This is a genomic window from Vibrio sp. 10N.222.52.C3, assembly GCF_041474195.1.
In the GTDB taxonomy this organism is placed as follows: domain Bacteria; phylum Pseudomonadota; class Gammaproteobacteria; order Enterobacterales; family Vibrionaceae; genus Vibrio; species Vibrio crassostreae_C.
Map to the genome: position 1 here is coordinate 1 of NZ_JBFRTQ010000041.1, position 13,348 is coordinate 13,348.

Here is a 13,348-nt window from a genome sequence, read left to right on the forward strand (position 1 = left end):
TCTGAAATGATGCAAATCTTATATTTAATAACGCTTATTTAGTAACCTTTGTTGAGTCCCATATCAAATCAAGTGGCTGATTTTATTGGGTATCGGAGAAAAGTCTCAAAAATTATTATTTAGTTCGCTAAAGTTTTAAATTCTATTAATGGTTGTTTGTATGGAATATAACTCCATTTCGTTACTGTTGAGTAGATGGTTTTTAGCTATATATGTGAAATTTGAAGCGAGTTATCTTTCTGATTTGAAAGAATAATTAAATAGTTAAGATAAAAAAGTTGGCGAAAATCAGAAGCTTGGCATACACTTTCCTTGTAAATGACCTTATCTCATTGATTGAATAGGGTAAATGCTTTGGCGCTACTGGCGATGGTAGCAATGTTTAACATAGCTTTGAGGAAAGTTTTATGGCACTCACGAAGGCCGATTTGGCTGAGAACCTGTTTGAGACACTCGGATACAGCAAGCGGGATGCCAAGGAAACGGTGGAAGTGTTTTTCGAAGAAGTTCGTAAAGCGCTCGAAAATGGCGAACAGGTAAAACTGTCTGGTTTTGGTAATTTTGATCTTCGCGAGAAAAACGAGCGACCTGGTCGTAACCCGAAAACTGGTGAAGACATTCCAATTTCTGCTCGACGTGTTGTTACTTTTAGACCGGGACAAAAACTAAAGGCCCGTGTCGAAAATATTAAAATCGAGAAGTAGCCAAGCAATAGACCACGCCTAGCGTGGTCTTTTTGTATCTGCATAGAGTTTAAGCTAAACGCATTTCTTTAATTTTTAGTAACCTTTCTCAAACTCCATCTATTTACTGTCCGGTAAGAACTTGCTTTAGATGCGAAAACAGAGGCTAGGCCTCTGACTTTGAATCTTCACTCTAAAGGGCTTGTTGAACCTTACTTGCGATGTCTTCAGACACCCAAGGCTTCCATACCTGTGGTGAGCTTTCTAGAAAGTAATACATGGCTTCTTCGGCGTCGGCTTGGTTGTCTTCCATCCAGGCCAGCAACTCACTCATTTGTTTATTGGTAAAACCACGCTTTTCAAAGTATTGGTAGGCAAGAGGTTCGTTATTAGCAAAGGCTTCTGTGGTGATTGTGTGAACCGGTGCTGGTGGATACATGGTCACTTTAGGAGATTCACAATCAGGTTGTGTCGTACAGTTACGGAATTCCTCAATGTCAGTACCACTTCCGAAATAAACCTTCACCATTTCATACTTACCTAGCACAGGCGTAGGCGACCAGTAATATCCAAACCATGCTTTTTTGCGTTCGTAAGCTTTCGCTATCGTACCTGCTAAAGCGGCGCCTGAGCCGGGATCAACCATTTCAAAATTGTGATCTTCTAACTTAAGCGCATCGAACAGGTGACCGGAGGTAATCTGACAAGTCCAACCCGCAGGGCAGCTATAAAACGCAAACTTCTCATCATCTTCTGGGTGTTCAAACAGCTTTGCGTTTTTAATCACACCTTCAATGGTTGTAAGCTCTGGGTACTGTTCAACAAGGTAGTTTGGTACCCAGAAACCTTCTTCACCGCCGTTGACCAAAGACTTGCCCGCGTAACGTAGACGCTTATCCGCAACACCCTTATCCAACGCTTCTTTGATGCCATTAGTCCAAAGCTCTGGCGCAACATCAGGTTGACCTTTTTCAATCATTGACGTGCCCGTAGGGACGCTATCACCGGGGATTAAGTCCGCTTCACAGCCGTAGCCGTTATTCAAAATGAATTGGTCGACATGAGCAATAAGGCTCGCCGAGTTCCAGTTCATGTCTGCAATGGTGATCTTTCCGCATTCGTCAGCACTAGCGTGTACAGAAAACGCAGCAAGTAGCGCGATGGAAAGCATGGATTTGTTATTCTGCATTGACGTAATTCCTTTTCTTGTCAGAAGCTTATTCGCTATAGAAACAGAAATGTTCGACGGAGAAAAGAGACTGAGATCTAAATTTAAACGATCTGATTATTTGGGATAGGAAGTGGAGAGGCTACTCAACAAGTACTAAAAAGGGCTGCGAGTGCAGCCCTTGTGATGTTTATTGGAATAGCCTATCTATGTGTTAAGCCGCTTTAATGTGCGTTGTAATGTACGGTTGCCATGCTTGTTGGTAAAGCTCTAAAGATTGGCGTCGTAGGCTATTGATTTGTGCCGCTTCGATATCGTTGATTGGGCGATGTTCTGCAATTGCGTGACGCTCAATACCTTGGATAATTTCGTACAGCTCGTGCTCAGGACCACTTTTCACATCAGCAATCGCTTTTAAGTGAAGTTGAACCTCTGCAATGATGTTGGTTTTAGGCAAACGAACCAACAAGTTAAGGTCACGGTAACCAGAGTCAGCCGGCGATTTAAACTTATTTTTCAGCTTAACAACGTCTGCTTCACGGCTTAGCGCTTCGTAAACTTCAACCAAGCTCTCTACATCGTTCGCGATGATAGTTGCACGGGCTAAGTCGGTAATTTTTGTCACATCACCATCAAGCTCAAGGGCGATTTTTTCTTCTGCGCGAGCTTGAGATTTAACGCCAGCAAATAGCGCTTCAGAATTGGTGAGTAGGGCAGTACTTTTACAGATAGTTTCTAGTTCAGCTTGGCCTTGATGCGCTTTGCTGTACAAAATATCGAAGTCGGTGTAAGGCTGAGTCGGGCGTGAGTCGAAGGCCTTGATGCCGTAAAGGCCGCTCAAACTATGACGGAATACGTTTGAAGATACTTGGTTTTGCGCAGGAGTGCGCGTTTGATCTGTTGAACTTGTTGAAACAGGTGCTGCTGCGAATGCAGGCGCTCGGCTCAATACCAAAAGCATTAGGGCCGTCGTACGGAGAAATACACTCATTCAAACTCCAAAATACAAGGTTACAAAAAACGGGTAGTCAAAAGGGGTAACCAGTAACGCACAAGAGTAAAAACAGCTTAACTAATTTCACTACATATTAAATGAGGCTAGCTAAGACAGAAACCAATTCTAACGTTTAATATTGCTTTAAAATGTGAAGATATAGCCAAATAACCCAACCGTTAGTTCCGCAATTATCAGAACTTTGAACTTAGCCAGTTTCTGATTTTATCGAAATCAATTTAGTACTTTAAACCAAGCTAAGGTTGCTCTTACCTCTCTATACTGTACCCTTGCATTATGACTGTTTAACATGAACGAAAGATGAATAATCCTGAATTTTGGCACAATAAATGGGCAGCCAACCAAATTGGTTTCCACCTCGAAGATGTAAACCCACTTCTGATTAAATTTTGGGAAAAGACTGAGCCTAGCTACGAGAAGAGTGTGTTTGTTCCACTTTGTGGCAAAAGTGAAGATCTGATTTGGCTAGCTTCAAAGCATGAAGATGTTCAAGGTGTCGAGTTAAGCCAGATTGCGGTTCGCGCATTTTTTGCAGAGCACCTTTATACCCCGACTGTGACTCAAATTAGCGGTCAGCACGAGCTCTACCAATTCGATGAACTGAACATCTACACAGGCGATTACTTCACAGCGCCAATCCAGCCTGTCGATACCATTTATGATCGCGCGTCTTTAGTCGCATTGCCTGAAGAGATGCGAGTGCAGTATGTAGAGCGTTTGAAACAACTGCTGAAACCGGGTGGTAAAGTCCTTCTGGTAACTCTAGATTATGACCAAAGCGAGATGGCAGGGCCTCCGTTTAGCGTACCTAAACTAGAGATCGATCAGTTGTTCTCAGGATACAAAATCACATTGTTGAATCAAGATATAGCGGACGATGAACATCCGAAGATTGCTAAGAAAGGCTTGTCTCGATTCAGTGAAGAAGTGTATTTGATTGAGTCAGACGCTTAAGTTCAGTTTGCTTAGTTAAGCCAACAGATAACACCAACAAAAAGACGGGCTCGATCGCCCGTCTTTTTATGGTTCAGATTTGAACTCGTGATTGTTCAGAATTGAATAGCAGGTTAGTAAATCACTTTTACTTTTGACGCGCTCTCAATGGCATCTTCAATCGCTGTTTCTGTGCTGTTACGACGAGTAAGCGCCACACCAAGACGACGGCGACCATCGATATCGGGTTTACCAAACAAACGAACTTGCGTTTGTGGTGCGTCTAGCGCCTCTGTAAGACCTTCAAAACGAATGTTGGTTGAAGTGCCTTGGCCAAGGATAACCGCTGATGCACAAGGGCCGTATTGCGTGATAGATTTGATCGGCATACCGGTAAACGCGCGTACGTGCAGTGCGAATTCCGATGAGTCTTGAGACATCAGAGTCACTAAGCCAGTATCGTGTGGGCGAGGGGAGACTTCGTTAAAGATAACGTGATCGCCTTTAACAAACAGCTCTACGCCGAAGATACCGTGACCACCTAGTGCATTAACCACTTGTTCAGCCGTGTATTGCGCGGCTTTAAGTGCGTTGTCTGACATCACTTGTGGCTGCCATGATTCACGGTAATCACCGTCTTCTTGGCGGTGACCGATAGGTGCACAGAAGTGAACACCGTCGACTGCGCGAACGGTTAGAAGCGTGATCTCGTAATCAAAGTCGATGAAGCCTTCAACGATCACACGACCCGCACCAGTACGACCGCCTTCTTGTGCGTAGTCCCAAGACTTCTGAATGTCTTCTTCTGTTTTGATAACGCTTTGACCTTTACCTGAAGAGCTCATTACTGGCTTAACAACGCAAGGCATGCCCACGAATTCAACAGCGGCAGCGAAGTCTTCAAAGGTGTCTGCAAAGCGGTAAGGAGAAGTGCTCAGTTTTAGCTCTTCTGCAGCTAGGCGACGGATACCTTCGCGGTTCATCGTTAGCTTAGTCGCATTTGCAGTGGGAACGACATTTAAGCCTTGCGCTTCTAGTTCTACCAACTTGCTGGTGGCAATAGCTTCAATTTCAGGAACCACATAATCTGGTTTTTCAAGTTCAATGACTGCTTGCAGTGCATCGCCGTCTAACATGTCTAATACATGACTACGATGTGCAACTTGCATTGCGGGTGCGTCTGCGTAACGGTCACATGCAATAACTTCCAAGCCTAAACGTTGGCACTCGATAGCAACTTCTTTGCCGAGTTCACCTGAACCTAATAGAAGTACACGAGTAGCATTTTCACGAGTAGCAGTACCAAACATAGAAATTCCTTCCGATCTTTTGAGCGATTGATTGAAAACGGGGTGATCATACTTATTTCAATGACAAAAGCAAACGTTTGCGCAAGTTGTTGCGTTAATTACAGGTATAAAAAAAGCAGCCCCGTTAAATAGGGCTGCTTATTTAAAATTTTGTTAATTAGATGTACTTAGATTGCTAAGTAAGTCACTGGAATGTCGGGATTAATCGCTTCTAATGTAGATTGCGTATCCGCTAGGTGACTGATGCTACCTTCGGCAATTTCAACCAACGCTGCACTTTCAATCTGTTCAAAATCGAAGCCAGCCAGTTTAAGTTGAATCAACGCCACTTGTAGAGGAGGTAAGCTCGGGTTGAACGCTGCGTTTTCAGCGTAAGCACCGGTGAAAATCTCACCCGACGTCAATTGCAGTGAAACACCACTTAGGTTTTTGGTGTAAGGGGCATGGCTGCGGTTTAGTGCTGCTAGCGCTTCTATAACAATAGGCGTTGTTTCTTCAGTCGTGTGCTTATGATCAAGCTTAGTCATTAGGCCAGTCGTCACACCTAAGTCAGCAGGGCCGAATGAGTCTGGTAGGTACTCTTGCAGAGACATTTCATCACGTTGTGGAAGCTGAACTTTAAGTTCTTTTGCTGTGGTCAGTTCGTTCATGAATTGACGACAGTGACCACAAGGGCTGAAATTGATTGTGATATCAGAGATACCTTGCTCGCCTTTCATCCAAGCGTGGCTGATTGCAGATTGCTCAGCGTGTACTGTTTGGCCAAGTTGAGCACCAGCAATTTCAAGGTTTGCACCAAAATACAGAGTGCCAGATAAACCACGCACGATTGCACCAACATAAAAGTCAGATAACGGAGCGTAAGAATAAGCTGCGGCAAAAGGAAGTAGCGCAATACGTAGCTCGTCATCCGCTAAACCACTTGCTTGCAGTAGGCTAGCAAATTGTTCTGGAGACAATGTCGCGTCAAAGTTGTCTGCTAATACGATGTCACTCAAAAGTGCTTTGATTGCTGTTGGAGCACTTTCCAGCGCCAGGGTAATACGACTGTTCATGTTGAATCCTTAATTGACCTTAGGCTTTAATTCTATGCAATGCTCAGGAATTTTCTGTGACTTTGATCACTAATATGTTGTTGTTGTTACATTGGTTTGCATAATTAGAGTGAGGTCACAGATGAAATCGATTGCAAGAGTAAAAACTACCATTGATATCCCACTTATTGGCCTAAACAGGGCGCGATTTGACTGCTATTGCCGAGTAATTGCGAGAAAAAAGCCCAAGCTATCACTGAAATAATCAGGTTATGCTTGGGCTTATTGATATCTGTAACGCCTAAAAGTCGCGAACCAGTGAATTTAGCTATTTACCAACTCATCTATTAGAGCGCGTATAAACTGTAATCAAAGTAGTTAAGAATAGAACCAAACCACGAGCGAAAATATACTCGGTGCAATGATTGAGGTGATAACCCCACAAAGAACCAATGCCAACGAACTGAATGCAGCATCTTCCTGATTCTTTTCAGCACAGGTTGCCGTGCCTAAAGCGTGAGACACAGTACCCATGGTTAAACCACGCGCGATAGGGCTCTTAATACCAGTGAGATTGTAGATTGGGTAAGCAAAAATTGCCCCAAACAGACCAACAATCAATACCAGTATTGCCGCAATTGCTGCTTCACCACCTAAATGGCTCGATACTTCCATTGCAATTGGCGTGGTGACTGATTTGCCTAACAAGCTCGCAATCAAAGTTAAGTCCGCTTTAAATGCTACTGCGATCACTGCCGTTGTTGTCATCGACATCACACTGCCTAGCGTGCACGCAAAGGTAATGATGCGCCAGTTGGCTCTGATTTGAGGTAGCTGCTCATAAAGTGGGTAAGCAAGTGCAACAACCGCAGGCTGCAGCATGTAGGTAATCCAAGTGTTGTCAGCATAGTAAGTCTCAAACGGTACTCTAAAGAACGTGAGAATCGGAATGATGATACCAATGCTGATAAGCAGGGGATTACACAGCGGTGAGTTTACTTTTTGACTTACCCAGCGAGCAAACAGGAATACCACGATGGTGAGTAGAATCCACATGATCAGTTACCTCTCGAAAGCAAGCGGTCTAAAAACCATGATAAGGACACCAACACCAGCAACGTGCCACCAACGGCGCTCGCCATAATTGGCAATGCGTTCGCGATGAGCATGTCGAAGTGATCCATCAACCCAACACTGATCGGAACAAACAGTAAGATCATTAGCCGGATAATCAAGCTTGCACCGGGTTGTACCCAGTGCGAAGGAACAATACCAATCACCATGGCGGCAAACAGAATCAACATGCCAAAAATACTGCCTGGGATTGAGGTATCCAAAAAGTGCTGTAACGCGTTACCTGCTGTAAGTGCACCTATGATTAAGGTGAAGGAGATTAAGCAGTAAACCAGTTGGATCAATCTTTCTTTCAAAGTGTTACGTCTCTTGATAATGGAATTAGCTAGCTAACTTTTCTACGTATTGATAAACCGCCTTCAAGATAGCCATTTTCTTCTCGTCGCTTTCATGTTCATGCGCGAGGTTTTCAAGGTTGAGCATGTACTCTTCTAAACGGCTTTCATAAAACTCACGACAATGGTTCGCCCATTTCAATTGCTCAGCTTCGTCGAGCGTCCATGGGAAGTTACGCGCACGGTAACGGAACAGTAACGGTTTAATACGTTCATCACCGAAGGTGATATCTAAAGCTGCCAAGTTATTTGGGTCAGTTTCGCGAATGATGTTCATCGCTGTTTTATCAGCAGGTGAGAAGAAACCGTCATAAAGGTGTGTATCAACATCATCACTCTTTTTGTACTCTCGCTCTTGTGAGTACAGGCCGATCAGTTTTTCGCGGATCTCTGGGTGTTCGCGCAGCAGTGCCAAGTTCTTCAAGCATTGTTGGCGATCAATACCGATGGTTTCAGCATTTTCAGCCGTTAGCGTTTTGGCTGGAGCAAGAATAGGGCACTTGTTTAGCTGAACCAATTTGATGGGTACGGGTAGTTCGTCTTCACCCAGTTCACTGCGTTTGGTATAGAGCCTTTCTCTGAGTTCATCAGCGTCCAGTTCTAACAGTGGGCTTGGATCTTTGGCTAAATCAACCACGATAACGGCATTTTGATTGGTTGGGTGCCAAGCCATAGGCACAATCCAACTTGTGTAGTTGCAGTCACGGCCAAACATGCCCGAAACGTGCATCAATGGTGTCATGTTTACGATATCAACCAGGTCATTCAGCTTACGCTTATGACGCATGTTGTAAAGGTAATCGAACATCTTAGGTTGCGCAGCTTTCAGCTTCTTCGCTAACTCGATGGTCGCAATAACATCGGCCATCGCATCGTGCGCGTTCTCGTGTTCAATGCCGTTTGCCACAGATAGGTGTTCCAGTTTGAAGCTTGGGTAACCTTCTTCGTTCTCTGGCCAAACAATGCCTTCAGGACGCAGTGCGTGAACAGCGCGCATTACATCTAATAAATCCCAACGAGAGTTGCCATTCTGCCAGCTCCACGCATATGGGTCGATGAAGTTTCGGTAACAGGTGTAACGCGTTACTTCATCATCAAATCGAATACTGTTGTAGCCAAGGCTTGTGGTGTTAGGTTTCGCTAACTCAGCATGGATCTTAGCGATAAACTCTGGCTCAGGGAGACCTTGTGAAGCCGCTTTTTGTGGTGTGATACGGGTGATCAGTGCAGCTTCAGGCGCAGGGAGGTAATCAGCGGGAGGTTGGCAATAGATAACCAGAGGCTCTCCAATAACATTGAAATCTTGGTCGGTACGAACACCCGCAAACTGACTCGGACGGTCTTTTGCTGGGCTAACGCCCCATGTTTCGTAATCGAAAAAGAAGTAGGTTGGCTGATTATCTGAACTCATTGAATTTCCTGAACAGCAAGCGCGGAACGTTTACTGTGGCTGAAGGTTAGTTTTGTTCAGTATCTGATAGTATGCGGTACGCGTGCAACCCAGATCACAAATAAATTGCCGGAAAACGGTGCTTTACTATTCAATCGAGTCGGTGGGGAAGGTTTTGAAACCAATTGAGGCGGTTTCTTAGTTAATACAATCTGTCTATCGTCCGTTTAATCCGATGGAGGCGAGAGTATCAACTGGACTTTCTGCTTCATGGTTAACTCTCGGTTCTTCAAATCTTTGAATATGGCCTTCCATTCTTGAAAGGTGACCACTATCGGATTAAAACTGTTCACGGGTTTGGTGACGCCATAACGTACAGTTTCAACTTCAGGTTCGAATGTACCAAATAACTTATCCCAGATAATAAGAACGCCGGCGTAGTTCTTATCAATGTATTGCGGGTTTTTGCCGTGATGTACTCGATGATGCGAAGGGGTATTAAAGATGTATTCAAGTGGCCCCAAGCTTCGTATCCATTGTGTATGGACGAAGAACTGCAAACCTAGATTGAGAAGCACCACAAAGATGACCCACTTAGGGGCAAAACCTATGATGACCAACGGTATCCAGAAAAGCCACATCCCAGCAAGTGGATACATTAAGCTTTGACGGAAAGCCGTACTGAAGTTCATGCTTTCTGAACTGTGGTGTGCCACGTGTGCTGCCCACATCCAGCGAACACGATGGCTTGCTCTGTGGAACCAGTAATAGCAAAAGTCTTGCAACACCATCAATACAACAAAACTCAGCACGCCCATTTCAATGTCCATTAAGCGCCAACCAAACATCCAGAGATACAGCTGCACGACCAATAACCCGGTGAGCAAATCGGAGAGTTGATGCATTCCCGCCAGCGTGAAATTACACATCACTTCTGAAAGCTTATAGCTGGAATTATCTGGTAGTCGACTTTGCTTCTGACCGATAAAATACTCAGCCAACATGCACACCACGAACAAGGGCGCTAATACCAGCAGTAGCCATTCTGGGTAATTGATTAATGCGTCGATATTCATGTTTTATCCTTGTTGAGACGCCATACGCGTTCTTAGTATCAAGTTTACTTAGACTTGCTCGCCTGAAATTCAGTTAGCAAAATTTCGCTACCAGCGAGCAAAGTGATCTTCTGTTAGGCCAAGAACACCATCGAGTTGATGTGTCACTCCATTGTTGTCTTCAATCGAGCCAGAAAAGTGACCAATGAACTGACGAAAGTTACTTTTTAACAGCCATAAATTGAGCTTTTCGCTGCGATTATTTAAGGGCGTAAAGGTCAGGTTTATACGTCCATCTTGTGATGTTATCTGCCAAGGTAAATTGGTGTCTTGGCGACTAAACGCAAACTGTACCGGGTTAAGTAAGTGCCGAGTTCCATTGATCCATAAAACGTTCTCGCAGCCTCCGGTTTCATTGACGCCTGCTGCGAGGTTCAAGCCAATATCTGTCCCATTGGATTGCGTGTTGATGCTTGCCCAGCGCCAACTGGTTTCACGTCTCATGTAACCCGCTGAAAAGTCATAACCGGCACGAGCTTGTTCGAGAACGAGTGATTCTCCCTTGATTTGGATTTCACCGCTGATGCGCAAAGCATTGTGCTTTTGGGTGTAAGTCCAACCTGAATAACCCGTTGGGCTGCACATCGCCATGGGCAAGCTGTCGGTTTCAGGCTCTAAAGAAATATCGGCCTTGATGAATTTCGTATTCAAGCGAACTCGCCATTGTCCGCCCTCGATATAGAAAGCAATGCTTTGATCTGCAATGCTTGTCTTTCCTTCAAATGGTGAAGGCGTTACATGCTTATCAAACCCTAATGGCCTCAACCAAGATGACTCTTGCAGATGGTTGTTTTCTATGTCGTACAGATAACAAAATGCCGAGCCTAAGTAGCGAATATCCGCGATAGCGACGCCGATAATGTGTGTGTCGGTGACGATGCTGACAAACTGGAATTGCTTATAGTGGAAGTGCTTCTGCCAAGGGTTTGCTTTTGAATCCATCGAGTTTCGGTAGTCAAAGTTCTCGATGTTTAGGTGTTTAAGGATGCCATCGAAATGCCCAATGATCGGCTGACCATTAGAATTAATCAAACTGTGTGGGGCTGGGTTGGTTTTTATCATTGCGATGGTTCACATTATTTTAACAACTAAAGCCATTGTGCGATGAGTAGCGTAGAATTGGGAGGTCATATTCGGACAAGAGCGCGTTACCAATCACGATTTTGTCAGCATGTGTTGTTAAGGCTGAGTAGTCATGTTGATGGGAATGGGCTCGATATAAGGAGAGACGATTGGAGATTATCGCGGAGTATAAGCCAACCGGACATAGGCACCAGTTGGGTACATTAGATATCGCGCTGCTGTTGAATACGCTAGAGCAACGAGGTATCGATATTGAAAGGCTACTCAATGATGTGGGTTTGCCGAACATGGATTGGCGAGGTCCGAATGGAAAACTGACTTACGCTGACAAGCTTTCGTTGTTTAGCGCGGCTAATCAGAGTTTTCCTCACGATGGTTTGGGGCTTTGGTTGGGAGAGCACGCTAGCTTGAGCCACTTTGGTGTGTTGGGTTATGCGCTATCAACCAGTCAAAATGTCGGGGAGGCCATCAAGTCGGGCTTCAAGTATTTGCGCCTGAACGGTCCTATCTTCTCGGTTAAATTGTTTCTAGATTCCGAGCAAGCAGTGATTCAGATTGAGAACACATTGGAAGTGGGCGATCTGCTTCCTTTCTGCAGTGAATATTTCTTGAGTTCAATCGTCTCTTTATTCAAAGAGCTGACTGGTCATGAGTTGGATATTCATATTTTGGCTTTGCCTTATACACGCACTAATTACGCCAAGCTCTATGACGATCGTTTCCAGTGCCCTGTAGTTTTTGAGCAGAGCCATTGTGAACTGCGTTTTGATGTATCGGTTTTGTCGCAAACCTTATTGACTCATGATGCAGCGACACTGAAGCGCTATCTTGCGTCTTGCCAGTCGATAATGGAAACGTTGGACTCTGAGCATCTGCTGACTAACCAGATCAAAACGATCTTTTATCAAACCGCAGGCAGTTTCCCGAATATTGAACAACTCGCGGATGAGTTTGGTTGTAGCTCTCGTACACTCAGGCGAGAGCTAGTGACCCATGAATCCAGTTACCAAATATTGCTTACCGAAGTTCGAGTGGAGCTGGCCAAAGAGCTATTACTCGGCACAACCATGAGCATTGATGACATCGGTGAAAGGCTCGGTTATAGCGACCCTGCAAATTTCAGAAGGGCGTTTAAAGGTTGGCTCAATAAAACGCCCGCTCAGTTTCGTGATGGTTTAAGTTAAGGCGTTACTTGCTAAAGAACTGTTCTCTGAAATCGGTGACTTGCTGCTGATAGTAACTGTCCCAATCTTGTTGAGTCCAAGTGGCATAACTTGATGAACGTTGAGAGCCTAAGGTCGCTTTGAGCTGATCCAGTTGCACGTGATAACTCATCACGGTTTGTTGCTGTTGTGCGACTTGTTGTTCTCGCGCGGCAATGTTGCTGGCCTGCGCTTCATCTAAGTAGGCATCTTGAAGGTCGGCTTTGACTGATGCTACTTCAGCAGGGCTATAGCTGCTGGGTATCAAAGATACTGCCAGTTCATATTTTTGAAGCTGTGTTTCGGCGTTTAACGTGCCCGTATTGTTTTGCCATTCACTAAGCAAATCTTGATAGTTGGCCAAAAACTGGCTCGCTTCGTTCTCTTCAAGGGTGTTGGCGTCAAGCGTAAAATCCAGATGAGCAAACTGGTCAGCGAATAGCTGGTGGGCCAACTCTCCCCATACTTGCTGTGCAGATTGCTTGAATAAGGCAACACGATCTTCAAGAGTCTCTATGGATTCAAGTGGGATAGTGCTTTGTGTTAATTGCCAGTCAGCCGATAGCTGCGGATAGTCGCTCAGTAATTCAAACCATATACTCGGCAATTCTGATTTCAATCGTGCTAGTTGCTCAGTGCAGTCATCACGTTGTTGGCAAAGCTTCCAGAACCCATCGAGTTCATCGAACAAAGCCTTGCCTTCAAGCTCACTCAAGTTTTCAGCAAGAATTTTACCGTCCAGTGCTCCGGCTTGGGCTTGATTGCTGTGCGATGCGGAGTTTTCCGAACTAGCGGTTGCAGTAGGCGTGGAATTATCGTCATTAGTTGTCGTAGAAACACGCGGCTTAGGTTCTGTGTGTTGAGCAGAAGATAGCGCTGTTTCGTTCGTTTTTGATGACCACGAATAGCAAATAATGCTCGCCGTTAAGACGAGCATTAGGATTAA

General features: G+C 44.8%; 13 protein-coding genes. 3 read left to right on the forward strand and 10 right to left on the reverse strand.

From position 1 onward, the window contains the following. The first annotated feature begins 407 nt into the window (after window positions 1-407). Complete coding sequence (ihfA, locus tag AB4517_RS07855; protein WP_004734853.1) at window positions 408-704, forward strand: integration host factor subunit alpha; 297 nt, start codon at window positions 408-410, stop codon at window positions 702-704. Window positions 705-876: 172 nt separating this feature from the next. On the opposite strand, the gene AB4517_RS07860 is transcribed toward ihfA, so the two are convergent. After that, window positions 877-1,872 carry an ABC transporter substrate-binding protein gene (locus AB4517_RS07860; RefSeq protein WP_372148155.1) on the reverse strand — a complete coding sequence of 332 codons (996 nt, stop codon included), beginning with the start codon at window positions 1,870-1,872 and terminating at the stop codon, window positions 877-879. A gap of 193 nt (window positions 1,873-2,065) precedes the next feature. Next, a complete protein-coding gene (locus AB4517_RS07865) occupies window positions 2,066-2,842 on the reverse strand; it encodes a RelA/SpoT domain-containing protein (RefSeq protein WP_017059130.1) in 777 nt (258 codons plus the stop codon). Window positions 2,843-3,166: 324 nt separating this feature from the next. Here AB4517_RS07865 and AB4517_RS07870 point away from each other — a divergent pair, with 324 nt between their 5' ends. Next, entirely contained in the window at window positions 3,167-3,820 is a 654-nt protein-coding gene (locus tag AB4517_RS07870; RefSeq protein WP_372148156.1) for a thiopurine S-methyltransferase, read from the forward strand. Between the two features lie 113 nt (window positions 3,821-3,933). On the opposite strand, the gene purT is transcribed toward AB4517_RS07870, so the two are convergent. The 7 genes from purT to AB4517_RS07905 all read right to left on the reverse strand — a co-directional run bounded on the left by purT (window position 3,934) and on the right by AB4517_RS07905 (window position 11,179). Beyond that, complete coding sequence (purT, locus tag AB4517_RS07875; RefSeq protein ID WP_004734863.1) at window positions 3,934-5,109, reverse strand: formate-dependent phosphoribosylglycinamide formyltransferase; 1,176 nt, start codon at window positions 5,107-5,109, stop codon at window positions 3,934-3,936. Window positions 5,110-5,276: 167 nt separating this feature from the next. Continuing rightward, window positions 5,277-6,164, reverse strand: coding sequence for a cytidine deaminase (gene cdd, locus AB4517_RS07880; protein WP_372148157.1), 888 nt, complete (start codon window positions 6,162-6,164; stop codon window positions 5,277-5,279). A gap of 357 nt (window positions 6,165-6,521) precedes the next feature. Beyond that, window positions 6,522-7,199: an LrgB family protein gene (locus tag AB4517_RS07885; RefSeq protein WP_372148158.1), complete on the reverse strand. Its 678-nt coding sequence runs from the start codon at window positions 7,197-7,199 to the stop codon at window positions 6,522-6,524. Between the two features lie 2 nt (window positions 7,200-7,201). Further along, window positions 7,202-7,573, reverse strand: a complete 372-nt coding sequence (locus AB4517_RS07890; RefSeq protein ID WP_004734867.1) for a CidA/LrgA family protein — start codon at window positions 7,571-7,573, stop codon at window positions 7,202-7,204. A 25-nt stretch (window positions 7,574-7,598) separates the two neighbouring features. Then, window positions 7,599-9,023, reverse strand: a complete 1,425-nt coding sequence (sbcB, locus tag AB4517_RS07895) for an exodeoxyribonuclease I (RefSeq protein ID WP_372148159.1) — start codon at window positions 9,021-9,023, stop codon at window positions 7,599-7,601. Window positions 9,024-9,229: 206 nt separating this feature from the next. Then, complete coding sequence (locus AB4517_RS07900) at window positions 9,230-10,078, reverse strand: sterol desaturase family protein (RefSeq protein WP_372148160.1); 849 nt, start codon at window positions 10,076-10,078, stop codon at window positions 9,230-9,232. Window positions 10,079-10,165: 87 nt separating this feature from the next. Next, on the reverse strand, window positions 10,166-11,179 hold the full coding sequence (locus AB4517_RS07905) for a DUF2804 domain-containing protein (protein WP_017070924.1): 1,014 nt from the start codon (window positions 11,177-11,179) through the stop codon (window positions 10,166-10,168). Between the two features lie 170 nt (window positions 11,180-11,349). On the opposite strand from AB4517_RS07905, the gene AB4517_RS07910 reads away from it, so the two are divergent. After that, window positions 11,350-12,384: an AraC family transcriptional regulator gene (locus tag AB4517_RS07910; RefSeq protein ID WP_065584233.1), complete on the forward strand. Its 1,035-nt coding sequence runs from the start codon at window positions 11,350-11,352 to the stop codon at window positions 12,382-12,384. Window positions 12,385-12,388: 4 nt separating this feature from the next. Here AB4517_RS07910 and AB4517_RS07915 read toward each other — a convergent pair whose 3' ends face one another. After that, the gene (locus AB4517_RS07915; RefSeq protein ID WP_017070922.1) at window positions 12,389-13,339 is read right to left on the reverse strand and encodes a hypothetical protein; all 951 of its coding nucleotides are present in this window, start codon (window positions 13,337-13,339) and stop codon (window positions 12,389-12,391) included. Window positions 13,340-13,348: the final 9 nt, after the last annotated feature.